This is a genomic window from Pseudomonas sp. GW531-T4, from assembly GCF_017349615.1.
In the GTDB taxonomy this organism is placed as follows: Bacteria; Pseudomonadota; Gammaproteobacteria; order Pseudomonadales; family Pseudomonadaceae; genus Aquipseudomonas; species Aquipseudomonas chlororaphis_I.
The window spans coordinates 50,008-74,462 of record NZ_JACMZT010000024.1 but is presented as its reverse complement, the minus strand read 5'-3'; the positions used below and the strand labels follow the sequence as shown (position 1 = coordinate 74,462).

Genomic DNA, 24,455 nt, shown 5'->3' with positions numbered 1-24,455 from the left:
TTCCTCACCGCTCGATCAGCGCAATGCGCTTGTTGTACCAGTTCATCAGCAGGGAAATGCTGATGCTGATCGCCAGGTACACGCTCATGGTGATGGCAATGACTTCGATGGCCTGGCCGGTCTGGTTGAGCACGGTACCGGCGAACAGCGAAACCATTTCCGGGTAACCGATACCGGCCGCCAGGGACGAGTTCTTCGCCAGGTTCAGGTATTGGCTGGTCAGCGGCGGAATGATCACCCGCAGGGCCTGCGGGATGATCACCTTGCGCAGGGTCGGACCGTTGCGCAGGCCGAGGGAACGGGCCGCCTCGGTCTGGCCATGGCTCACCGACTTGATCCCCGAACGCACGATCTCGGCGATGAACGCCGCGGTGTAGACGGTCAGGGCCAGGGTCAGGGCCAGCAGTTCCGGGATCAGCACCCAGCCACCGACGAAGTTGAAGCCCTTGAGCTCCGGCATTTCCCAATGCACCGGCGCGCCGAAAATCAGCGTGCACAGCGCCGGGATCACCAGGAACAGCGCCAGGCCGACCCAGAACTTGTGGAACGGCACGCCGGTGTCTTCGAAGCGCTTGTTGGCCCAGCGGCACATCAGCACGATGGCGACAATCGCCACCACGATGCTGAACACGAACGCCCAGAAGCCGTCGGCCACCAGGGCCGCCGGCATGTTCAGGCCGCGACTGCTGACGAAGAAGGTGTCACCGAAGTTGTGGCTGTTGCGCGGCCCCGGCATGGTCAGGAACACCGCGAAATACCAGAACAGGATTTGCAGCAGCGGCGGAATGTTGCGGAACACTTCCACATACACGGTCGCCAGTTTGCTGATGATCCAGTTCTGCGACAGGCGCGCCACACCGATGATGAAACCGAGGATGGTCGCCAGGATCACGCCGATGAAGGTGACCAGCAGGGTGTTGAGCAGGCCGATCACGAACACCCGGGCATAGCTGTCCGCTTCGGTGTAGGAGATCAGGTGCTGAGCGATGCCGAAGCCGGCGCTGCGCTCGAGGAAGTCGAAACCGGAAGTGATCCCCCGGTGCGCGAGGTTGGTTTGAGTGTTGTTGAACAGGAACCAGCCCAGCGAGATCACCGCGACAATCGTGACGATCTGGAATAACCACGCACGCACTCGTGGATCGCTGAGACTGAGCCTCTGCTTTGGTGCGCCGATTGAATTTTGCATGAAGTGCCCCAGGAATAATGGAACAGAACATCACCCGGTGGTTGGCCCACCGGGTGATAGAACCATCAGCGCACAGGTGGTGCGTATTGAATGCCGCCGTTGTTCCACAGCGCGTTCAGGCCGCGGTCGATGGCCAGTGGAGTGCTCTTGCCGAGGTTCCTCTCGAACACTTCACCGTAGTTGCCGACTTGCTTGACGATCTGTACTACCCAGTCCTTGCGCAGCTTCAGGTCCTTGCCGTATTCACCGTCGGCGCCCAGCAGACGAGCGACGTCCGGGTTCTTGGTGGACTTGGCTTCGGCCTCGACATTCTTCGAGGTGATGCCGGCCTCTTCGGCATTGAGCATGGCGAACAGGGTCCACTTGACGATGCTGAACCACTCTTCGTCGCCTTTACGCACCACCGGGCCCAGCGGCTCCTTGGAGATGGTTTCCGGCAGCACGACGTAGTCGGTCGGGGTCGCCAGCTTGCTGCGCTGTGCGTAGAGCTGGGACTTGTCGGAGGTCAGCACGTCGCAGCGGCCGGACTCCAGCGACTTGGCGCTTTCATCGGAGGTGTCGAAGGTGATCGGGGTGTATTTCAGGCCGTTGCCACGGAAGTAGTCGGACACGTTCAGCTCGGTGGTGGTACCGGCCTGGATGCAGATGGTCGCGCCGTCCAGTTCCTTGGCGCTCTTCACGCCCAGCTTGTTGTTCACCAGGAAACCGATGCCGTCGTAGTAGGTCACGCCGGCGAACACCAGGCCCATGCCCGAATCGCGGGAACTGGTCCAGGTGGTGTTGCGCGACAGTACGTCGATCTCGCCCGACTGCAGCGCGGTGAAACGCTCCTTGGCATTCAACTGGCTGAATTTCACTTTGGTCGCATCGCCGAATACCGCGGCGGCTACGGCGCGGCAGACGTCGGCGTCGATGCCGAGGATCTTGCCGGTGGCGTCCGGTACCGAGAAGCCCGGCAGACCGTCGCTCACACCGCACTGCACGAAGCCTTTCTTCTGCACGGCATCCAGGGTCGCACCCGCCTGTGCGAAGCCGCTCATGCCCAGTACCGCGGCGGCCGTGACCACAGCCAGGGTGGATTTCAACATCTTCATTCAAACCTCCAGTTTTGCTCTTGTTGTGTCGGAGCTTGAGTCCTGCCGCACCCTTATGAGGCGCTGTTGACCCTTGTTGGCTTTTTATGGGGTCAAGCGGCGTAGGACTTTAGCTATGAGTCTAGTAGGAGAAAATCCATTTAAGAGAAAACCCATACTCACCAAGCGACCGAACGGGCTGTAGCCCTTGCATGTTCGCGAAGCCCGTAGCGGCCATTGGCGAACGTCCATCATCGGATCTTTGCTATCCCACACCCGCCAGTAGCCTGATAGTGTTACCGGCAGGGTGAACGCAATCACTTCACGCAACGGCTATAGCAAAGCCCGTACCAGAGTGCCGGCTAAAGCGGTTCCGGCAGGGGTCAAGAGCAAAACTTGCAGCCTTGCGACATCTTCTTCACTGATCAACCGACCGCGCACCTCGATCACGCACCGCTTGGGCGCGTGCGCACATATTTGGAGCAACCATGACCGAGCCCTTGATTCTTCAGCCCAGCAAGCCCGTCGATGCCTGTGTGATCTGGCTTCATGGCCTGGGCGCCGACCGCTACGACTTCCTGCCGGTGGCCGAAGCGCTGCAGGAAAGCCTGCTGACCACCCGCTTCGTCTTGCCCCAGGCACCGACCCGCGCCGTGACCATCAATGGCGGTTATGCCATGCCCAGCTGGTACGACATCCTGGCCATGAGCCCGGCGCGGGCGATCAACCGCGAACAGCTGGAGGAGTCGGCAAAACGCCTGAGCGACCTGATCGAAGAACAGCGCGCCAGCGGAATAGACCCTTCGCGGATTTTCCTCGCCGGTTTTTCCCAGGGTGGCGCGGTCGTCCTGCACACCGCCTTCCTTAAATGGCAGGGTCCGCTGGGTGGCGTGCTTGCCCTCTCCACCTATGCCCCGACCTTCAGCGACGAACTCGAACTGTCGGCCAGCCAGCAACGGATTCCGACCCTGTGCCTGCACGGCCAGTACGACGAGGTGGTGCAGAACGCCATGGGCCGTACCGCCTACGAGTACCTGAAACACCATGGTGTCACCGTGACCTGGCAGGAATACCCAATGGGGCACGAAGTGTTACCCGAAGAAATTCGCGATATCGGCGCCTGGCTCGGCGAGCGTTTGCGCTGAATCGATAAGTTAGGTAGCCCGTTGAGCAATCCACTACGCCGCGCCCGATTCTTGCATTACACTGCCCGGCGTACATTCCTTAACCAATTGATGAGATGACCGTGCTCAAAGCACTCAAGAAAATCTTCGGTAAAAGCGAGGCTGAGCAGCTCGCGCCAGGCTCCAGCCCATCTTCCTCCAGCCCCAGCAGCCGCACCGACGGCCATCAGCCGGAACGGACCGCGCCTGCCCCCGTGGCCAAGCCAGAGCCGGTGACCGCAGCCGCCCCGACGGCCCAGACCGCGCGCAGCGACAAGCCAAAGGCCGAGCAGCCGCGCCGCCCACGCGCCCCGAAGCCACCGGTGAGCACCTGGAAACTGGAAGACTTCGTCGTCGAACCGCAGGAAGGCAAGACCCGCTTCCACGACTTCAAACTCGCGCCGGAACTGATGCACGCGATCCACGACCTGGGTTTCCCCTACTGCACGCCGATCCAGGCGCAGGTCCTGGGGTTCACCCTGGCCGGCAAAGACGCCATCGGCCGCGCCCAGACCGGTACCGGCAAGACCGCCGCGTTCCTGATCTCGATCATCACCCAGCTGCTGCAGACCCCACCGCCGAAAGAACGCTACATGGGCGAGCCAAGGGCGCTGATCATCGCGCCGACCCGCGAGCTGGTGGTGCAGATCGCCAAGGATGCGGCCAGCCTGACCAAATACACCGGCCTCAACGTGATGACCTTTGTCGGCGGCATGGACTTCGACAAACAGCTCAAGCACCTCGAAGCCCGCCATTGCGACATCCTGGTCGCCACCCCGGGCCGCCTGCTGGACTTCAACCAGCGCGGCGACGTGCACCTGGACATGGTCGAAGTGATGGTGCTGGACGAAGCCGACCGCATGCTCGACATGGGCTTCATCCCCCAGGTACGCCAGATCATTCGCCAGACCCCGCCGAAAAGCGAACGCCAGACCCTGCTGTTCTCCGCCACCTTCACCGACGATGTGATGAACCTGGCCAAGCAGTGGACCACCGACCCGGCGATCGTCGAGATCGAAGCCGAGAACGTGGCCAACGCCAACGTCGAACAGCACATCTACGCGGTGGCCGGCGCCGACAAATACAAGCTGCTGTACAACCTGGTCAACGACAACGGCTGGGAACGGGTCATGGTCTTCGCCAACCGCAAGGATGAAGTGCGGCGCATCGAAGAACGCCTGGTACGCGACGGCGTGAACGCCGCCCAGCTGTCCGGCGACGTGCCGCAGCACAAGCGCATCAAGACCCTGGAAGGCTTCCGCGAAGGCAAGATCCGCGTGCTGGTGGCCACCGATGTCGCCGGTCGCGGCATCCACATCGACGGCATCAGCCACGTGATCAACTTCACCCTGCCGGAAGTGCCGGACGACTACGTGCACCGTATCGGCCGTACCGGCCGGGCTGGCGCCGACGGCGTGTCCATCAGCTTCGCCGGCGAGGACGACTCCTATCAGCTGCCGTCGATCGAGGCGCTGCTGGGCCGCAAGATCAGCTGCGAAATGCCGCCGACCGAGCTGCTGCGCCCCGTGGAGCGCAAACGCCCAAAAGCCTGAGCAGCATCGTTGTAGGAGCGAAGCTTGCTCGCGATGAACGATAACGCGCAGTGTCAGTAATGACGCCTCGCGGGTAAGCCTCGCTCCTACAGATACAAGCCTGCCCGCAAAAAAACGCAGCCCGACCACAGGCTGCGTTTTTTTTCGCCTGGATATTGCCCGATAAAACTAAAAGTCCATAATGGACAAATTAGTTTATTTCTTGGGAGCACCCGCATGTCCAGCACGCCTTGCGTGATTACCCAGCCTCAAGCCCGCCAGTTGCTGGCGCAGGTCGACGTCCCGCAGATCCTGCGCAAGCTGTTCCACGACCTGGCCGCCGGGCTTGCCGTGCAGCCGGCGCAGCAACTGGTGGAGTTTCCCCAGGGCGCCGGGGACTTCATCAACTACCTGGGCGTGCTGGCCGAAGAGCGGGTCTACGGGGTCAAGACCTCGCCTTATATAGTCCGCGCCGAAGGTCCTCTGGTCACCGCCTGGACCCTGCTGATGTCGATGGACAGCGGCCAGCCGCTGCTGCTCTGCGACGCTGGCGAACTGACCACCGCGCGCACCGCGGCCACCACCGCCGTGGCCGTCGATGCCCTGGCGCCGGCCGCTGCCCGGCACCTGGCGATCATCGGCAGCGGCCCCGTGGCCCAGGCGCACCTGCATTACGTGAAAGCCCTGCGCGAGTGGCAATCCATCCGCCTGTATTCCCCTGGCCTGGCCGGCAAATCCGCCGAAGACATCGCGCGCCTGAAGGCCCTCGACCCACGCCTGCAGATCGTCAGCCAGCTCGATGACGCCTTGCAGGACGCCGACGTGATCATGCTCTGCACCTCCTCCGCCAGCCCGGTGATCGACCCGCGAACCTTGCACAAGCCGGCGCTGATCACCTCCATCAGCACCAACGCGCCACGGGCCCATGAAGTACCGCCCGCCGCGCTGAAGGACATGCAGGTGTATTGCGACTATCGTCAGACCACCCCCGGCTCGGCCGGCGAGATGCTGATCGCCGGCGAACAGCATGGCTGGGACAAGGCTGCGATTCTCGGCGACCTGCCCGAACTGCTCAGCGACCTGGCCCAACGACCGGAGCCGGGGCGCCACGTGTTCTTCCGCTCCATCGGCCTGGGCCTGGAAGACATTGCCCTGGCCAGTGCGCTGTACCGCTTGCAACGCACTCACTGAATACCAATGGCATATCTGTAGGAGCGAAGCTTGCTCGCGATTGACGGCCCCGAGCGAACCACCGTGACAGGCTCAAGATCGATCGCGGGCAAGCCTCGCTCCTACAGACGCGCGTTATCCATTTTTACGGAGGCTCGAATGACCCAGGCAGACTTCATCATCATTGGCGGCGGCATCGCCGGGGCATCCACCGGCTACTGGCTGTCACGCCATGGCCGGGTGCTGGTGCTGGAACGCGAACCGCACCCGGCCTACCACTCCACCGGGCGCTCCGCGGCGCTCTATACCGCAGCCTACGGCACGCCCCAGGTGCGCGCGCTGACCCTGGCCAGCCGGGATTTTTTCGATGCCCCGCCGCCAGGCTTCTGCGAGCACCCGCTACTGAGCCCGCGCGGCGAAATGACCGTGGACTTCACTGGCGACCCCACCGAGCTGAACAACCAGTACCTGAGCGCCAAGGCCACGGTGCCGGAGATGCAACTGCTGAGCGCCGACGAAGCCTGCGCGCGCCTGCCGATCCTGCGCCGCGAGAAGGTCCACGGCGCGCTCTACGACCCGAGCGCCAGCGACATCGACACCGACGCCCTGCACCAGGGTTACCTGCGCGGCATCCGGCGCAACCAGGGCGAGGTGCGCACCGACTGTGAAGTGCTGGGGCTGAGCCGCGACCAACAGGGCCAGTGGCAGGTCCAGACCGCCGGCCAGACCTTCAGCGCGCCCATCCTGATCAACGCCGCCGGTGCCTGGGCCGACCAGGTCGGCGTCATGGCCGGCGCCCGGCCCCTGGGCCTGCAGCCGAAACGTCGCGCGGCCTTCATTTTCGCCGGGCCCGAAGGTGTCGATATCCATCACTGGCCGATGCTGGTGAGCCTGGACGAATCCTTCTACATGAAGCCCGACGCCGGCATGTTCCTCGGCTCGCCGGCCAACGCCGACCCGGTGGAACCCCACGATGTGCAGCCGGAAGAGCTGGACATCGCCATGGGCATCTACCAGATCGAAGAAGCCACCACCCTGACCATTCGCCGCCCGACCCGCACCTGGGCCGGCCTGCGCAGCTTCGTCAGCGACGGCGACCTGCTGGCCGGCTTCGACACCCAGGTTCCGGGCCTGTTCTGGGTCGCCGCGCAGGGCGGCTATGGCATCCAGACCTCGCCGGCCATGGGCCAGGCCAGCGCCGCCCTGGTGCGTGGTGAAGCCTTGCCCGAGCAACTGGCGCGCTTTGGCCTGGACGCCGCCATGCTCTCCCCTGGCCGCCTTGGCTGACCCGTTCAGGTGACGCGCCCCAACGATTGCGGCACACTCGCAGCGCCCCGCCTCGCGGGGCGCTGACACCGCCTGGAGAACCGCCCATGACCTCACCCGCGCAGGACCCTGCCCTGGACAATTTCCGGACGATCGCCGACGCCATCGCCACGCTGTTCTTCCCCCATGCCGAGGTGGTGCTCCACGACCTGCGCACGCAGAAGATCGACTACATCGCCAACAACATCTCCAAGCGCGAAGTGGGCGACGATGCGGCCCTGGACGACATGCTCGGCGAGGACAGCAACGAGCGGAATATCGGCCCCTATGAAAAGCTAAACTGGGACGGCCAGAAGATCCGCAGCCTCAGCAGCGTGCTGCGCGACAGCAACGGCCAGCCGCTGGCGGTGCTGTGCATCAACCTGAATATTTCGCTGTTCGAGAATGCCAAGGCGGCGCTGGACCTGTTCCTCTCGCCGAGCAAACTGATCCCGCAACCGGACTCGCTGTTTCGCGACGACTGGCAGGAACGCATCAACACCTTCCTGCACAACTGGCTGCGCGAACGGCAGCTGGGCCTCAACCTGCTGACCCGCGAACACAAGCGCGAACTGGTACTGGCGTTGCACGCCGAAGGCGCGTTCAAGGGCAAAAGCGCCGCCAACTATGTGGCCAACGTGCTGAACATGGGGCGGGCGACGGTGTACAAGCACCTGAAGGAATTGAAGGGCTGACAGCCTCTAAAAGCATCGCGGACAAGCCTCGCTCCTACAGACGACGCCTGTAGGAGCGATGGCGTCCTCACGAACGCCACACGGCATCAGTCGCCGTAGATGTCGGACTTGAAGTACTTCTCGGAAATCTTCTGATACTCGCCACTGGCGCGAATGCCATCGATGGCGGCATTCAACTGGCTGACCAGCTCGGCATTGCCCTTGCGCACCGCGATCCCCGCGCCCTCACCCACGTATTTCGGGTCCTTCAGCTCCGGCCCGACAAACGCATAGCCCTTGCCGCGCGGCATCGACAGAAAGTCATTCAGCGGAATGGTGTCAGCGAAAATCGCATCGAGACGCCCGGCCGCCAGGTCCATGTAGATCTCTTCGTTGTTGCTGTAGCGCTTGACGTTGATGCCCTTGGGCTCGAACACCTCGGTGGCGTAGCGGTCGGTGGTGGTCGCCCGTTGCACACCGACATTCTTGCCCTTGAGGCTGGCGTACTGGTCATCGACCGTCGCACCTTCCTTCATCACCAGCCGCGAGGAAGTGAAGTAGTACTTGTGGGTGAAGTCGACCGACTTCTTGCGGTCTTCATTGATGGTCATCGACGACAGTGCCATGTCGATTTTCTTCACTTTCAACGAAGGAATCAGGCCATCGAATTCACCCTCGACCCATAGGCACTTGACCTGCATCTGCGCGCACAAGGCATTGCCGATGTCGTAGTCGAAACCGACGATCTCACCTTTGTCGGTTTTCGAGGCGAACGGCGGATAAGCCGCCTCGATGCCGATGCGCAGGGTTTTCTCGGCGGCGAACAGGCTGCCGCACGCCAACAGGCTCAGGACCAGGCCACTGATGAGGGGGAGTTTCTTCATATTCGTTCTCTCGCGGGTTGTTGTTGGTTTGGCAAGACAGAAGAAAGGAGTGAAACGGTGAAGCCTTGTTTTGTACTTGTAAATCCATACTGGACTTTTACGTATATTTCGTCAACGGAGCGGATACGCTTCGTCCCGCCTTTGGTCGAGATACCAAATCGAGAGAGAAACAGGGAAGTCGAGGGTGTAACTGAGGGCCTATCGCGGGCAAGCCTCGCTCCTACAGACGGTGTTGATCGTAGGAGCGAGGCTTGCCCGCGATGGCGGACTTGCGGTCAATACAGAGGGATCAGGCCATCACTCTTTCCAGCGATCCGCCGCCGCATGATCGCTGTCACGGCCTTCCACCCAGCGCGGGCCATCGGCGGTGGTTTCCTTCTTCCAGAACGGCGCGCGGGTCTTCAGGTAGTCCATGACAAAGGCACAGGCATCGAATGCCGCCTGGCGGTGGGCGCTGGCGGCGCCGACGAAGACGATCGGCTCGCCCGGCTCCAGCGCACCGATGCGATGCAGCACTTCCAGCTTGAGCAGTGGCCAGCGCTGTTCGGCCTCGGCGGCGATCTTGCCCAGGGCCTTCTCGGTCATGCCCGGGTAATGCTCGAGAAACATCCCCGCCACGTCCAGGCCGTCGTTGAAGTCACGCACGTAGCCGACAAAGCTCACCACCGCGCCGACGCCGACATTCGCCGCATGCATTGCGTTGACTTCCGCCCCCGGATCGAAGGCGCCCGATTGCACGCGAATCGCCATGTCAGCCCCCGGTCACGGTAGGAAAAAACGCCACTTCGTCGCCGTCGCTCACCGGCTCGTCGAGCTGGCAGAGGTCTTCGTTGCGGGCGCACATCAGGTTCTGTTCGCTGAGCACCTCGGCGCCCTCGCGCTGCGCCAGCAGTGCGCGCACATCGTCGACCGTGGCGAAATCGCCGGCGACCCGCAGCGAATCCACGCCCAGCGCCTCGCGGTAGCGGGCGAAAAACTTCACGGTCAGGTTCATTGCTCGTCCGCCTGGTAATGGCCGCTCTTGCCGCCCAGTTTCTCCAGCAGGCGCACGCCTTCGATGGTCATGCCGCGGTCCACGGCCTTGCACATGTCGTAGATGGTCAGGGCGGCGACACTGGCGGCGGTCAGGGCTTCCATTTCCACCCCGGTCTGCCCGGCCAGCTTGCAGCGGGCAACGATGCGCACGCTGTCCTCGCCTTCGGCGCTGAGCTCGACCTTGACGCTGGTGAGCATCAGCGGATGGCACAGGGGGATCAGATCGCTGGTCTTTTTCGCCGCCTGGATGCCGGCGATGCGCGCCACGGCGAACACATCACCCTTGGGGTGACCGCCGCTGACGATCATTTGCAGGGTTTGCGGGAGCATGCGCACCCGGGCTTCGGCCGTGGCTTCGCGGGACGTCACGGCTTTGTCGGTGACGTCGACCATATTGGCGCGACCTTGGGAATCGAGATGAGTCAGCACAGCCTTACTCCTGATCAGGAAAGGCGATTGTAAACCCGAGGGTCAATTTTCCGCACGCCTGATTATCCGCGTGCCCCCGATCCCGTAGGAGCGAGGCTTGCCCGCGATCCAGGCAACGCGGTGCAGCAGGACAAGCGCGGTGATGCCATCGCGGGCAAGCCTCGCTCCTACGGAAGACAGGTTTTGTTCGGGCACAAAAAAAACGGGCGGCCTTGCGGCCGCCCGTTGGGTGAAGGTTACAGATGGGATTCGGCGTATTCGGCCAGGATCGAGCGGGGAACCCCTTGCAGGGTGATGTGCACCCCGTTGGGGAAGTCCTTGAAGCGTTCAGTCAGGTAGGTCAGCCCGGAGCTGGTCGCGGACAGGTAAGGGGTATCGATCTGCGCCAGGTTGCCCAGGCACACCACTTTGGAACCGGCGCCGGCACGGGTGATGATGGTTTTCATCTGGTGCGGGGTGAGGTTCTGGCATTCGTCGATCAGGATCAGGCTCTGCTGGAAGCTGCGGCCGCGAATGTAGTTGAGGGATTTGAACTGCAGCGGCACCTTGCTGAGGATGTAGTCGACGCTGCCATGGGTGTTTTCGTCATCCATGTGCAAGGCTTCGAGGTTGTCGGTGATGGCGCCGAGCCAGGGCTCCATTTTTTCCGCTTCGGTGCCCGGCAGGAAGCCGATCTCCTGGTCCAGCCCCTGCACGCTGCGGGTGGCGATGATGCGCCGATAACGCTTGCTGACCATGGTCTGTTCGATGGCCGCGGCCAGGGCCAGGATGGTCTTGCCTGAACCTGCGGCCCCGGACAGGTTGACCAGATGGATATCCGGATCGAGCAGGGCGAACAGCGCCAGGCCTTGATAGATGTCGCGCGGTTTCAGGCCCCAGGCTTCCTGGTGCAACAGGGGTTCCTGATGCAGGTCGAGAATCAGCAGCACATCGGCGCGAATCTCCTTGATCCAGCCGACAAAACCCTGTTCGTCGATGATGAACTCGTTGATGTGCACCGCCGGCAGGTTGTCGGTGAGTTGCACCTGGTGCCAGGTGCGGCCGTGGTCCTGGCGGGTTTCCACCTTGCTCACGCGGTCCCAGAAGGAGCCGGTCATGTTGTGGAAGCCGTTGGGCAGCAAGGCCACGTCGTCGACCAGCTGGTCGGTGCTGTAGTCCTCGGCGGCGATCCCGCAGGCGCGCGCCTTGAGGCGCATGTTGATGTCTTTGGTCACCAGCACCACGCGCAGCTCCTTGTTGCGCGCATGCAGGTCGATCAACTGGTTGATGATGATGTTGTCGTTGAGGTTTTCCGGCAGCAGGCTGTTGGGCTCCGAGCGTTTGCTCATGAGGATCGACAGCAGGCCTTTGGGGCCGCTCTTGCCACGCTGGATCGGCACACCCAGCTCGACATCTTCCGGCGAGGCCTCACCCAGGGTCTTGTCGATCAGGCGAATGGCCTGGCGGCATTCCGCGGCAACGCTGTGATGGCCGCTCTTGAGCTTGTCGAGTTCCTCCAGGACGATCATCGGGATCGCCACATGGTGTTCTTCGAAGTTCAGCAGGGCGTTTGGATCGTGAATCAATACATTGGTATCGAGTACATAAAGGATTGGCTGGTTGGAGGAAGGGCTACGTCCGTGGTCATCCATACTCGGTCACCTTATGTGGGGGCCAGTCGACGCAATACCATGGCGGTGCTGCGCCTCGAATCGACCGTCGAATTCACCCGCGAAGGTTCGAGTGAAGTGCACACAAAAGGAGTCTTGGGAGACGCCACCTGTGTTGCAGGTTTCGGCGGTCTGACTTCGTAATACTCCAAAACCTGTGACAGGAAAAAGCACTTTGACGCTTTTTTTAAGTTTATTTTGCAGAGTGACGAATAGCCCTTGGCGCGCTGCCCAAGCACCGTTAAAGTCGGAAGTCCGCTTGTATCGAAATCCTCGCCAAAATCGGCAACCTTTCCCCTTCGCCCCGCAAATACAGGCCTTTCGTCGTTTCTAGCGAAACGCGTCCTGACAATCCTCCCAACCGATTCCGCTCTGCGCCGTCTGCGTCAGCAACCAGGGCAATGCCGTCTTCACCGCGTCCTGCCGGGCGTTGAAATTGATCACCCCGTGCCGCCACAACAGCATCAGGGTCAGTACCCGCTGGCCGCTCTGCTCGCCCTTGAGCTTGCCGGCGCCGTCCTGCGGATCGATGTCCCACAGCGCCACCTGCAAACCCTGGGCATTAAAGAAGGCCTGCGCGTCGGCTCGGCGCTGACCGTAGGGCGGGCGGAACAGCGGCACATAGTTTTCCGGCAGCTTGCCCTTGACCAGCTCGACGCTGCGCTCGATCGAGTCCTGCCAGTCCTGCCAGTGGCTGTGGGAGCGATACTCCCAGCCCTGGACGCCCACGCACTGCTGCGCATACAGGGCCTGCAGGCTGGCCACCGAACGTTGTTCCAGGCGGCTCTGCAGCTCGCTGCCGAGTACGAAGAAGGTGCCGTTCATGTTCGACTTGCGCAGGTATTCAGCCAGCCAGGGGGTGTTGTCCGGGGCGAGATTGGCGGCGCTGTCGAAGGTCAGCAAAAACAGTCGGTCATTGAGTTCGTCGCCGTTGCGCTCGTAGTCGCCAAAACGCTCAATCTCGCTGGCGGTCTGGGGAAACAGCGCGGCCTTGCGCAGCAATTCGTCCAGGTACTGCTCATGGAAGGCCCGGCTCGGCTCGGCCCAGCGAGCGTAATAAGAGTCATCGCCCAACTGGAACTTGCCGGCCTGCTCGCGCAGGGTGTCCAGGTCTTCCACCAGGAAACAGAAGGAGGCGTCCTGGTCGCAGCTCTGCTGGGCGAAGTTGTAGTTGGCCAGCAATTGCTGCCAGAGCCGCTGGCGAACGGCATCGATCGACGCCATGTTGATGATCCGCAGGCCCAGGCGCTGCTTCAACGAGCCTTCATCCCAGGCCTCGCTGACCAGCAGGGCGCGGGCAAAGGTGAGGATTTCCGCCCGCGACGCCACGTCGAACAGGGTCGGGTTGCTGAGCTGTTCCGGCCAGGTGCTGCGATCCAGGGTCGCCACCTCGCTCGGGGCCGCCAGGGCGCCGAAGCTCAACAGCCAGATCGAAAGAAAAAACGCGCTGCGCAAAGGGATGTCTCCATAACAAAACCCGCGCGGCACTATAGCCGATGCCACAACCCCGACCCTATTCGAATCCCCATCCCCTCTGTAGGAGCGAGCTTGCTCGCGATGCTCGTCAACGATGACGCATATCGCCTGATACCTTGCGCTGCTCTCCGATTCATCGCGAGCAAGCTCGCTCCTACAGAAAGCAGCAGACAACGGACGACCGGCCTCCCCTATTGCCTTCATAGGTGGAGTCAAATCGCCCAAGCCCCTAGAATCCCCCGACGCTTACAGGAGACGACTTCATGCTGATGGTGATTTCACCCGCCAAGACCCTCGATTTCGAGACCCCGCCCGTCACTCAACGCTTCACCCAGCCGCAGTACCTCGATCACTCCCAGGAACTGATCCTGCAATTGCGCGAACTGAGCCCGGCGCAAATCAGCGAACTGATGCACGTCTCCGACAAGATCGGCGGCCTCAACGCCGCGCGTTTCGGCAGCTGGACCCCGGCCTTCACCCCGGCCAACGCCAAGCAGGCGCTGCTGGCGTTCAAGGGCGACGTGTACACCGGCCTGAATGCCGAAACCTTGAGCGAAGCCGATTTCGACTACGCCCAGCAGCATTTGCGCATGCTCTCCGGCCTGTACGGCCTGCTGCGCCCGCTGGACCTGATGCAGCCTTACCGCCTGGAAATGGGTACCAAGCTGGCCAACGCCCGCGGCAAGGACCTGTACGCCTTCTGGGGCACGCGCATCAGCGAATGGCTCAATGAGGCCCTGGCCGAACAGGGCGACGACCTGCTGCTCAACCTGGCGTCCAACGAGTACTTCTCGGCGGTCAAGCGCACGGCCCTGAACGCCCGGATCATCAATACCGAGTTCAAGGACCTGAAGAACGGCCAGTACAAGATCATCAGCTTCTACGCCAAGAAAGCCCGGGGCATGATGAGCCGCTTCGTCATAGAAGAACGCATCAACGACCCGGCGGCACTCAAGCAGTTCGATGTCCAGGGTTATCGCTACAGCGCCGAACAGTCGAAACCCGACAATCTGGTTTTCCTGCGCGATCACGCACCGGAATAACGCACCCGGTCGACGCACTGGTTTCGCGCAAACGAGTGCGTCGACGAGCGGTCACTTTCCTCTTTGACCCCCGCCAAAACGCCAAACAATTGGCGCCAAAATATTTTCTTCTGAATTTATAACTTTTGTTTCACTCGACAGAGGTCATTTTTTTCAGTAGTGGCACGCAATTTTTTTATCGGTAGTGGCATAAAAATATCCCCGCGCTTTAACTCCCCATAACTAAAGGCTGAAATGGTAAGTGCTATCAATATGAAAGCAGTGCCATCTTTTGCAATATTTCAAGAAATTTCAGAAAACAGGATCAGCGGTCTGGAACTATGTCCTGAACCACCGCTCATACCACCGGTAACGATTCTCGACGAGTTTGTAGGAGATGACTTACATGGGATCCAACGACAGTAGCGAAGTTGTCATATTGTCCTGACCTACTGCTCAAGGACTCGAACTCAGGGTCAATACACAGGAGATAATGCACCATTACTATCCCCTACAAGGCCATGGCATAGCCCGCCTTAAAACGCTTCCGGGAGCGTGTAACTACCTGATTATCATGGGCCTGCGCCTATAAATCAGGATTATCGCCAACCTCGGAGCTGCCTTCCAGCAGGAAGGACGGCGACATTTAAGGGCAGCCCCTACAACAAGGCCAAGTTGCGCACAACTTGAGTGCACTTATTTAGACACTCGGAACTTAGTCTGCCTGCACTGGATATATCAACGCTTGTTCGTTGAACTTCCGAGTGCGCAATTAAAGCTGGCAAACATTAACTCCGGCCATCTAATGGCGTGAATAACACAGAGGTAAATGCGATGCGCATCAGCATATTTGGTTTGGGTTACGTCGGTGCAGTATGTGCCGGTTGCCTGTCTGCACGGGGCCATGAGGTCGTTGGCGTCGATGTTGCCAAGGACAAGATCGACATGATCAACGCAGGCCGTTCGCCGATCGTTGAACCGGGTCTGGGTGAACTTCTGGCGCAAGGTATTCAAACCGGTCGTCTGCGCGGAACCACCAACTTCGCCGAGGCGATTCGCGACACCGACTTGTCGATGATCTGTGTCGGCACGCCAAGCAAGAAGAACGGCGACCTGGAACTCAACTACATCGAGGCGGTATGCCGCGAGATCGGTTTTGTCCTGCGTGACAAGACCTCCCGCCACACCATCGTGGTGCGCAGTACCGTACTGCCGGGCACCGTGGCCAACGTGGTGATCCCGATTCTCGAAGACTGCTCCGGCAAGAAGGCCGGCGTCGACTTCGGCGTCGCGGTCAACCCTGAGTTCCTGCGTGAAAGCACCGCGATCAAGGACTACGACTTCCCACCGATGACCGTGATCGGCGAGTTCGACAAGGCTTCGGGCGACGTCCTGCAATCGCTGTACGAAGAACTCGACGCACCGATCATCCGCAAGGACATCGCCGTCGCCGAGATGATCAAGTACACCTGCAACGTGTGGCACGCCACCAAGGTGACCTTCGCCAACGAGATCGGCAACATCGCCAAGGCCGTCGGCGTCGACGGTCGTGAAGTGATGGACGTGGTCTGCCAGGACAAGACCCTCAACCTGTCCCAGTACTACATGCGCCCAGGCTTCGCCTTCGGCGGTTCCTGCCTGCCCAAGGACGTGCGCGCCCTGACCTTCCGCGCCGGTTCCCTGGACATCGAAGCGCCGCTGCTCAACTCGCTGATGCGCAGTAACGAGTCCCAGGTGCAGAACGCCTTCGACATCGTCTCCAGCCACGAAAAACGCAAAGTCGCCCTGCTCGGCCTGAGCTTCAAGGCCGGTACCGACGACCTGCGCGAAAGCCCGCTGGTGGAACTGGCGGAAATGCTGATCGGCAAAGGTTTCGACCTGAGCATCTACGACAGCAACGTCGAGTACGCCCGTGTCCACGGTGCCAACAAGGACTACATCGAGTCCAAGATCCCCCACGTCTCGTCCCTGCTCAACGCGGACTTCGACTCGGTGATCGACAACTCCGACGTGATCATCCTCGGCAACCGCGACGAGAAGTTCCGCGCCCTGGCCGAAGACGTGCCGCACGGCAAGCAGGTCATCGACCTGGTCGGGTTCATGTCCAAGGCCACCAGCGCGAATGGCCGGACCGAAGGTATCTGCTGGTAACCAGCGGTATCGGGGGCAGCTCCCCGTTCCTGTAGCCGCTGTCGCAGGTGCGATCGAGCCCGAAGGGGTCGCGACGCACCTGCAACTGCCGGAGGTTTATCGCAGCCCCCGGCAACGGCTACAGGAATGTGCCCCTTTGGCTTTTTTGCCTGCCTTAACCCCATCGGGCCACCCCACAGGCTCGCCCGAGATCGAGACGGATGCAGATTATGCACAGGCTAAAGCACGGCCTACTCCAGGCCGCAGGTTGGCTGTTTTTCTTGAGTTTACTGATGGGTCTCGCCCTGGCGTTGCCCGCGTCCACATTCGACTCCGAATCGAAGGACTTCATCTTCCTGATTGGCGCCGTGGGTATCTGGCGCTACTCGATGGGTGCCACGCATTTCGTGCGCGGCATGCTGTTTCTCTACGTGGTCTACCCGCACCTGCGCCGCAAGGTCCGCAAGCTGGGCAAGGCCGCCGATCCGTCCCACGTGTACCTGATGGTCACCAGTTTCCGGATCGACGCCCTGACCACCGCCCAGGTCTATGGCTCGGTGATCCGTGAAGCCATCGACTGCGGCTTCCCTACCACCGTGGTCTGCTCGATCGTGGAAATGTCCGACGAGCTGCTGGTGAAAAGCCTCTGGGCCCGCATGAACCCGCCGGCCCACGTCAAGCTCGACTTCGTGCGCATCCCCGGCACCGGCAAGCGCGACGGCCTGGCCTTCGGTTTCCGCGCCATCTCCCGCCACCTGCCGGACGACCGTGCCGTGGTCGCGGTGATCGACGGCGACACCGTGCTCGGCGAAGGCGTGGTGCGCAAGACCGTGCCCTGGTTCCAGCTGTTCGGCAACGTCGGCGGCCTGACCACCAACGAGTTCTGCGAAGTGCGCGGCGGCTACATCATGAGCGAGTGGCACAAGCTGCGCTTCGCCCAGCGCCACATCAACATGTGCTCCATGGCCCTGTCCAAGCGCGTGCTGACCATGACCGGACGCATGTCGGTGTTCCGCGCCAGCGTGGTCACCAACCCGGACTTCATCGCCGACGTGGAAAGCGACTCGCTGCAACACTGGCGCCTGGGCCGCTTCAAGTTCCTCACCGGCGACGACAAGTCCAGCTGGTTCAGCCTGATGCGCCTGGGCTACGACACCTTCTACGTGCCCGATGCGGCGATCAACACCGTGGAGCACCCGCCGGAGAAGAGTTTCATCAAGGCCAGCCGCAAGCTGATGTTCCGCTGGTACGGCAACAACCTGCGGCAGAACTCCCGGGCCCTGGGCCTGGGTCTCAAGCGCCTGGGGCTGTTCACCAGCGTGGTGCTGTTCGACCAGCGCGTGTCGATGTGGACCTCGCTGCTGGGCCTGACCGTGGCGCTGATCGCCAGCTTCAAGTACGGCACCGCCTTCATCCTGGTGTACCTGCTGTGGATCGGTATCACCCGCCTGCTGCTGACCCTGCTGCTGTCCTGTTCGGGGCACAGGATCGGCCCGGCCTACCCTTTGATCCTCTATTACAACCAGATCGTCGGGGCCCTGGTGAAGATCTACGTGTTCTTCCGCCTCGACCAACAGTCCTGGACCCGCCAACCGACTGCTCTGTCCCGTGACCTCGCCAGCTTTCAACGTTGGTTCAACACCTGGTCGTCTCGGACCATGACCTTCTCCGCCGGCAGCATTTTCGTCGCCGCGCTGCTGCTGATGGTCTGACCCGCCTTGCCTGAATTAACTAGGAAATCGCCCTTATGAACACCGCCGTGAACGTCAACGTAGTGCATGAATCCGAAGCCCAACGCCAACACGCCCGGGTCAAAATCCCGGCCAAGCTGCGCTTCTTCGGCCCCGACCGGACCCCGGTCGAAGCGCGGGTCATCGACCTCTCCGCCGGCGGCCTGAGCTTCAACTGCGGGCAGCTGCCGATCAAGGTCGGCGACGTGCACAAGGGTCGCCTGCAGTTCGTCATCGACAACCTCGGGCTGGCCATGGACGTGGAGTTGCAGGTGCGCTCCGTGGATCGCCAGAGCGGTCGTGTCGGTTGCCAGTTCCAGAACCTCGAGCCCCAGGACATCTCGACCCTGCGCCAGCTGATCACCTCGCACCTGGCCGGCGACATCGTGACCATGGGCGACGTGCTCGCCACCCTGCAGCGCGACAACTTCACCAAGGCGCGCAAGACCAAGGACGCCGGCCACGGCATGAGCGCCCTGGGCCGCCTGCGCGCGGTGACCTTCAGCGCCGGGATCTTCGTCGTCGGCCTGGCGGCCTTCGGCTTCATCCTCAAGTCGGTGTACGGCATGTACTTCGTCAGCCACGCCCAGGCCGGCCTGGTCAGCGCGCCGGGGATGAACGTCACCATGCCGCGTGACGGCACGGTGCAGAGCCTGATCCAGGCCGACGGCGTGGCCGCCAAGGGCGCCCCGCTGGCGACCTTCAGCACCAGCATGCTCGACGTGCTCAAGGGCCACCTGAACGAAGACCAGCTGCAACCGGCCAAGGTCGAGGAACTGTTCGGCAAGCAGATGACCGGCACCCTGACCTCGCCCTGCGACTGCACCGTGGCCCAGCAGATGGTTGCCGACGGCCAGTACGCCAGCAAGGGCGACGTGATCTTCCAGCTGGTCCCGCGGGGCAGCCAGGCCAACATCGAGGCGCGTTTCTCCTACCGCCAGTTCGCCGACGTGCGTCCGGGGACCAAGGTCAGCTTCCAGATCGCCGGCGAAGACGACGTGCGCACCGGCACCATCGTCAGCAGCACCAGCCTCAACAGCAGCGACCTGTCCTCGGACATTCGCGTGCAGATCAAGCCCGATGCCCCGCTGAGCAGCGCCTTCGCCGGCCGTCCGGTGGAAGTCAGCAGCGACCGCGGCCCATCCGTGAACTGGCTGATCGACAAAGCCATGGCTGCCGGTCTCTAAGCGGAGGACATGCCTGTGACTAGCCTTTCCATTCGAATCGGTGCCGGCCGCGAGATCCTTCGCGAGCAAGCTCGCTCCTACACGAGCGCTGCAGCCACCTGTAGGAGCGAGCTTGCTCGCGATAAATCCCAGGGTCGTCGCGCGCTGGCCCTGTGCTCGCTGGCCCTGGCCGTGAGCCTGGCCGGTTGCGCCGGCCTGCCCGACCAGCGCCTGGCCAACGAAGCCCTGAAGCGCGGCGACACCGTGCTTGCGGAGCAGAACTACCGGCAACTGGCGGACCTGGGCTACAGCGACGCCCAGGTCGGCCTGGCCGACATCCAGATGGAAACCCGCGACCCGGCGAAGATCAAGCAAGCCGAGGCGACCTACCGCGCCGCGGCCGACACCTCGCCGCGGGCCCAGGCACGCCTGGGCCGCCTGCTGGTGGCCAAGCCCGGCTCCACCGAGGCCGAGCATCACGAAGCCGAAGGCCTGTTGAAAAAGGCCTTCGCCAACGGTGAAGGCAACACCCTGATCCCGCTGGCGATGCTCTACCTGCAATATCCGCAGAGCTTCCCCAAGGTCAACGCCCAACAGCAGATCAGCCAATGGCGCAGCGCCGGCTACCCGGAAGCCGGCCTGGCCCAGGTGCTGCTGTACCGCACCCAGGGCACCTACGACCAGCACCTGGCCGAGGTGGAAACCATCTGCAAGGCGGCGCTGAACGTCACCGATATCTGCTACGTCGAGCTGGCCACCGTCTACCAGAAACGCGGCCAGCCGGAACAACAGGCCGAGCTGCTGAAACAGCTGCAGGCCGGGCACGCCCGCGGCGCCATCAGCGCGCAACGAGTGGACAGCGTGGCCCGGGTGCTGGGCGACGCCAGCCTGGGCAAGACCGACGAGAAAACCGCGCAGGCGCTGCTGGAGCCGATCGCTCCCGGCTACCCGGCCTCCTGGGTCACCCTGGCGCAACTGCTCTACGACTTCCCCGAACTGGGCGACGTCGACAAGATGATGCAGTACCTGGACAACGGTCGCGCCGCCGACCAGCCCCGCGCCGAACTGCTGCTGGGCAAGCTCTACTACGAAGGCAAGATGGTCCCGGCCGACGCCAAGGTCGCCGAAGAACACTTCAAGAAGGCCCAGGGCAAGGAAGTCGCCGCCGACTACTACCTCGGCCAGATCTACCGCCGTGGCTACCTGGGCCAGGTCTATCCGCAAAAGGCCCTGGACCACCTGCTGACCGCCGCGCGCAACGGCCAGAACAGCGCCGATTTCGCCATTGCCCAGCTGTTCTCCCAGGGCAAGGGCACCAAGCCCGACCCGCTCAATGCCTATGTCTTCAGCCAGCTGGCCAAGACCCAGGACACCCCGCAAGCCAACGAGCTTGCGCAACAACTCGAAGCCCAACTGCCGCCAGGCCAACGCGCCGAGGCCCAACGCCTGCTGCAACAGGAGCAGGCCGTACGTGGCGCCTTGAGCCAGAACACGTTGGAACTGCACGCGCTGCAGGAAGAAGACGGTGAGGAATCCCTATGAAGTTCACTCCATCCAGCCACGCCAATCCTGTAGCCGCTGCCGCAGGCTGCGATCGAGCGCGCAGCGCTCGCCAACCAGGCGACCGAGATCTGTCAGTGGCACCGCGTGCGCAGGTTTTGCGGCCGCTGCGCAGCCGATCGCAGCCTGCGGCAGCGGCTACGGGAAAACTGTTCAGCCTGTCGAAGCTGGGTGTGGCCCTGGGTTTTGCCCTGGTCTGGTCCAACCCGACGCTCGCGGCCATCACCGAGAGCAAGAACTTCGGCCTGGAAGTGAAGATCACCGGCCAGTCCGAAGACGACCGTGACCTCGGCACCCTGGGCGGCGGCGACGTCAACGGCGTCGGCCTCGACCTGCGCCCCTGGGTGTACGGCGAAAGCGGCAACTGGAGCGCCTACGCCATGGGCCAGGCGGTGACCTCCACCGACATCATCGAGACCGACACCCTGCAGCAGTCCGACGGCGCCAGCACCGAAAGCAGCAACAACAGCGACCGCAAGAGCAAGAAGAACTACCTGGCGATGCGCGAGTTCTGGATCGGCTACAGCGGCCTCACCCCCTACCCGGGCGAGCAGTTGAAGTTCGGTCGCCAGCGCCTGCGCAACGACGACGGCCAATGGCGCGACACCAACATCGAAGCCCTGAACTGGACCTTCGACACCACCCTGCTGCGCGCCAACGTCGGCATCGCCGAACGTTTCAGCGAGTACCGTACCGACCTCAAGGAGCTGGCGCCGGAAGACAAGGATCGCCTGCACGTCTATGGCGATGTGGCCTACCAGTGGACCCCGGGGCATTGGGCCGGCGTCCGCGCCCACCACAGCCACGACGACGGCAAGCTCGACTACCCGGTACCGGGCGAAGCCACCGACTCCCTGGACAAGCGCCAGAACGGCGACCTGACCTGGCTCGGCCTGGAAGCCAACAGCGACGCCTACAACTGGCGCAACACCAACACCGTCAACTACTGGGCGAGCATCACCGGCATGAGCGGCGACCGCGACAAGGTCAACGCGCTGAACACCGACGGCACCCGCCCGGCCCAGGCCAAGAGCGGCGAGAACCTCGACGGCTGGGCCACCGACCTCGGCGTGCGCCTGCGCCTGGACCCGAAATGGCAGGTCGGCGCGGCCTACGCCCGCGCCAGCGGCGACTACGAACAGAACGGCCTGGAAAGCAACCGCTCGAACTACACCGGGACCCGCTCGCGGGTGCACCGCTTCGGCGAAGCCTTCCGCGGCGAAATGAACAACATGCAGACCGCCACCCTGTTCGGTTCCTGGATGCTCGCCGACGAATACGACGCCAGCCTGATCTACCACAAGTTCTGGCGCGTGGACGGCAACAAGCCGGTGGGCAGCAACGGTATCAACGCCGTGGAAAACAACTACGACGACGCCACCGGCGCCCTGCTCTCCAGCTCGTCCCTGCCGCTGCGCGATGGCGAGAAAGACCTCGGCCAGGAAGTGGACCTGGTGGTCACCAAGTACTTCAAGCAAGGCCTGCTGCCGGCCGCGCTCAGCCAGTCGATCGACGAGCCTTCGGCGCTGGTGCGCTTTCGTGGCGGTGTGTTCAAGCCGGGCGATGCCTATGGCAAGAACGTCGACTCGTACATGCACCGCGCCTTTGTCGACGTGATCTGGCGCTTCTGATGCGAGTCGCCAAGGGAGTGCCTGAGATGAACAGCCCGATGAACAGCCCAGCGGTGCGAGGCTCGATCAGCCTGTTGGCCGGCGCCATGCTGCTGGCCAGCAGCGCCGCCTTCGCCAACGTCGAACCGGCCCCGGCCGCCACGCCCGGCAAGCAGCCGACCGTGGCCAAGGAGCTGCAACAGGCCAAGACCTACACCGTCAGCAGCGCGCCCACCGCGCCGCTGAACCTGGCCAAGCCGACCTTGCCCGACCTCTCCGGCTACACCGCCGAAGCGGCAGCGGCGAAGATCGTGCGCAGCAAGCCCGGCAAGATCAGCGTGCGCCGCATGATGCAGGAAGATGCGCTGAAGGACTTTATCGGCGGTGACAACAAGATGGCCGAATGGGTGGTGCGCCAGCACGGCATCCCCCAGGCAATCTTCATCGACGACGGTTACGTCAACCTCAAGGAGTTGGCGAAGAAGCTGCCCAAGCAGTACATCAGCGAAACCTCGCCGGGCGTGTACCTGGCGCGGCTGCCGATCGTGGTCGGGCGCAAGGGCATCCTGGAAATCGACCAGCAGACCCAGGAACTGCGCCTGTCCCAGGAAGGCGGCTCGTTCCTGGTCAACGACGGCCAGCTGTTCGTGCGCGACACCAAGGTCACCGGCTGGCGCGAGAAGGACAACGGCCCGGCGACCTTCAACTCGCCCAAGGAATTCCGTCCGTTCCTGCTGGCCTGGGGCGGCACCGAGACCTACATCGTCAACAGCAAGATGGCCAGCTTCGGCTACGCCAACAGTAAGTCCTACGGCGTGAGTATTTCCCAGTACACGCCGAACATGGCCAAGGTGCTCAAGCGCCCCGAACCCACCGGCTGGATCATCGGCTCGGAGTTCTCGGACATGTGGTACGGCTTCTACTGCTACGAGACCCGCGACTTCGTGGTCAAGGGCAATACCTACAAGGACAACATCGTCTACGGCATCGACCCCCACGACCGTTCGCACCGGCTGATCATCGCCGACAACACCGTCTACGGGACCAAGAAGAAGCACGGGATCATCATTTCCCGGGAAGTGAACGACAGCTTCATCTTCAACAACCGCAGCTACGACAACAAGCTCTCGGGCCTGGTGATCGACCGTAACAGCGTGAACAACCTGATCGCCGACAACGAGATCTACCGCAACCACACCGACGGCATCACCCTCTACGAGAGTGCCGACAACCTGCTGTGGGGCAACAAGGTGATCAGCAACCGGCGCCACGGCATCCGCATTCGCAACAGCGTGAACATCCGCCTGTACGAAAACGTCGCCATGGCCAACGGCCTGACCGGCGTCTACGGCCACATCAAGGACCTCTCCGACACCGACCGCGACATCAAGCTCGACCCGTTCGACGCCCAGGTGTCGCTGATCGTGGTCGGTGGCGAGCTGGCGGCCAACGGCAGCGGCCCGATGTCCATCGACTCGCCGTTGAGCGTCGAGCTGTACCGCGTGTCCATGCTCGCCCCGACCAAGAGCAGCGGCATCAGCTTCTCGGGGATCCTCGGCGAGCGCCAGGACGAAATTCTTGACCTGCTGGTGCGCCAGCAGAAAGCCGTGCTGATCGACCCTGTCGAACGCCAGACCGAAATGCGCGATTGAGGATGACTG

At 62.5% G+C, this 24,455-nt stretch carries 20 protein-coding genes; 12 read left to right on the top strand and 8 right to left on the bottom strand.

The annotated features are described in order from the left end of the window. Positions 1 to 4: 4 nt before the first annotated feature. Complete coding sequence (locus J4D28_RS19435; RefSeq protein ID WP_009047105.1) at positions 5 to 1,186, bottom strand: amino acid ABC transporter permease; 1,182 nt, start codon at positions 1,184 to 1,186, stop codon at positions 5 to 7. A gap of 65 nt (positions 1,187 to 1,251) precedes the next feature. Continuing rightward, on the bottom strand, positions 1,252 to 2,280 hold the full coding sequence (locus J4D28_RS19430; protein ID WP_009047104.1) for an amino acid ABC transporter substrate-binding protein: 1,029 nt from the start codon (positions 2,278 to 2,280) through the stop codon (positions 1,252 to 1,254). A gap of 467 nt (positions 2,281 to 2,747) precedes the next feature. Here J4D28_RS19430 and J4D28_RS19425 point away from each other — a divergent pair, with 467 nt between their 5' ends. The 5 genes from J4D28_RS19425 to J4D28_RS19405 all read left to right on the top strand — a co-directional run bounded on the left by J4D28_RS19425 (position 2,748) and on the right by J4D28_RS19405 (position 8,124). Continuing rightward, positions 2,748 to 3,404 carry an alpha/beta hydrolase gene (locus J4D28_RS19425; protein ID WP_009047103.1) on the top strand — a complete coding sequence of 219 codons (657 nt, stop codon included), beginning with the start codon at positions 2,748 to 2,750 and terminating at the stop codon, positions 3,402 to 3,404. 95 nt (positions 3,405 to 3,499) lie between these two features. After that, a complete protein-coding gene (rhlB, locus tag J4D28_RS19420) occupies positions 3,500 to 4,975 on the top strand; it encodes an ATP-dependent RNA helicase RhlB (RefSeq protein WP_009047102.1) in 1,476 nt (491 codons plus the stop codon). A gap of 216 nt (positions 4,976 to 5,191) precedes the next feature. Then, positions 5,192 to 6,145: an ornithine cyclodeaminase family protein gene (locus J4D28_RS19415; protein ID WP_009047101.1), complete on the top strand. Its 954-nt coding sequence runs from the start codon at positions 5,192 to 5,194 to the stop codon at positions 6,143 to 6,145. A gap of 138 nt (positions 6,146 to 6,283) precedes the next feature. Continuing rightward, positions 6,284 to 7,411, top strand: coding sequence for an FAD-binding oxidoreductase (locus J4D28_RS19410; protein WP_009047100.1), 1,128 nt, complete (start codon positions 6,284 to 6,286; stop codon positions 7,409 to 7,411). An 86-nt stretch (positions 7,412 to 7,497) separates the two neighbouring features. After that, the gene (locus tag J4D28_RS19405; RefSeq protein ID WP_009047099.1) at positions 7,498 to 8,124 is read left to right on the top strand and encodes a transcriptional regulator; all 627 of its coding nucleotides are present in this window, start codon (positions 7,498 to 7,500) and stop codon (positions 8,122 to 8,124) included. An 86-nt stretch (positions 8,125 to 8,210) separates the two neighbouring features. Here J4D28_RS19405 and J4D28_RS19400 read toward each other — a convergent pair whose 3' ends face one another. From J4D28_RS19400 to J4D28_RS19375, 6 genes are all read right to left on the bottom strand, one after another. Beyond that, positions 8,211 to 8,987, bottom strand: coding sequence for an ABC transporter substrate-binding protein (locus J4D28_RS19400; RefSeq protein ID WP_009047098.1), 777 nt, complete (start codon positions 8,985 to 8,987; stop codon positions 8,211 to 8,213). A 297-nt stretch (positions 8,988 to 9,284) separates the two neighbouring features. After that, positions 9,285 to 9,737, bottom strand: coding sequence for a molybdopterin synthase catalytic subunit MoaE (gene moaE, locus J4D28_RS19395; RefSeq protein WP_007932098.1), 453 nt, complete (start codon positions 9,735 to 9,737; stop codon positions 9,285 to 9,287). 1 nt (position 9,738) lies between these two features. Next, positions 9,739 to 9,981 (bottom strand): molybdopterin converting factor subunit 1, encoded by a 243-nt coding sequence (moaD, locus tag J4D28_RS19390; RefSeq protein ID WP_007932097.1) that lies wholly within the window; start codon positions 9,979 to 9,981, stop codon positions 9,739 to 9,741. Beyond that, on the bottom strand, positions 9,978 to 10,451 hold the full coding sequence (moaC, locus tag J4D28_RS19385) for a cyclic pyranopterin monophosphate synthase MoaC (protein ID WP_009047097.1): 474 nt from the start codon (positions 10,449 to 10,451) through the stop codon (positions 9,978 to 9,980). Before moaC ends, moaD begins: the two co-directional genes overlap by 4 nt. A 236-nt stretch (positions 10,452 to 10,687) precedes the next feature. Next, on the bottom strand, positions 10,688 to 12,082 hold the full coding sequence (locus tag J4D28_RS19380; protein ID WP_009047096.1) for a PhoH family protein: 1,395 nt from the start codon (positions 12,080 to 12,082) through the stop codon (positions 10,688 to 10,690). A 348-nt stretch (positions 12,083 to 12,430) separates the two neighbouring features. Then, complete coding sequence (locus J4D28_RS19375; RefSeq protein ID WP_103330515.1) at positions 12,431 to 13,555, bottom strand: polysaccharide deacetylase family protein; 1,125 nt, start codon at positions 13,553 to 13,555, stop codon at positions 12,431 to 12,433. Positions 13,556 to 13,839: 284 nt separating this feature from the next. Between J4D28_RS19375 and yaaA the strand changes: the two genes are divergently transcribed. The 7 genes from yaaA to algG all read left to right on the top strand — a co-directional run bounded on the left by yaaA (position 13,840) and on the right by algG (position 24,446). Next, complete coding sequence (gene yaaA / locus J4D28_RS19370; protein ID WP_009047094.1) at positions 13,840 to 14,619, top strand: peroxide stress protein YaaA; 780 nt, start codon at positions 13,840 to 13,842, stop codon at positions 14,617 to 14,619. An 813-nt stretch (positions 14,620 to 15,432) separates the two neighbouring features. Continuing rightward, on the top strand, positions 15,433 to 16,749 hold the full coding sequence (locus J4D28_RS19365; RefSeq protein WP_009047093.1) for a nucleotide sugar dehydrogenase: 1,317 nt from the start codon (positions 15,433 to 15,435) through the stop codon (positions 16,747 to 16,749). 209 nt (positions 16,750 to 16,958) lie between these two features. Beyond that, complete coding sequence (gene alg8, locus J4D28_RS19360; protein ID WP_009042274.1) at positions 16,959 to 18,440, top strand: mannuronan synthase; 1,482 nt, start codon at positions 16,959 to 16,961, stop codon at positions 18,438 to 18,440. Between the two features lie 35 nt (positions 18,441 to 18,475). Then, complete coding sequence (locus tag J4D28_RS19355) at positions 18,476 to 19,645, top strand: alginate biosynthesis protein Alg44 (RefSeq protein WP_009047092.1); 1,170 nt, start codon at positions 18,476 to 18,478, stop codon at positions 19,643 to 19,645. 9 nt (positions 19,646 to 19,654) lie between these two features. Then, positions 19,655 to 21,166, top strand: a complete 1,512-nt coding sequence (gene algK, locus J4D28_RS19350; protein WP_103330517.1) for an alginate biosynthesis TPR repeat lipoprotein AlgK — start codon at positions 19,655 to 19,657, stop codon at positions 21,164 to 21,166. Further along, on the top strand, positions 21,163 to 22,815 hold the full coding sequence (locus tag J4D28_RS19345) for an alginate export family protein (protein WP_256587539.1): 1,653 nt from the start codon (positions 21,163 to 21,165) through the stop codon (positions 22,813 to 22,815). Before algK ends, J4D28_RS19345 begins: the two co-directional genes overlap by 4 nt. Before the next feature lie 26 nt (positions 22,816 to 22,841). After that, positions 22,842 to 24,446 (top strand): mannuronan 5-epimerase AlgG, encoded by a 1,605-nt coding sequence (gene algG, locus J4D28_RS19340; protein ID WP_103330520.1) that lies wholly within the window; start codon positions 22,842 to 22,844, stop codon positions 24,444 to 24,446. Positions 24,447 to 24,455 lie beyond the last annotated feature (9 nt).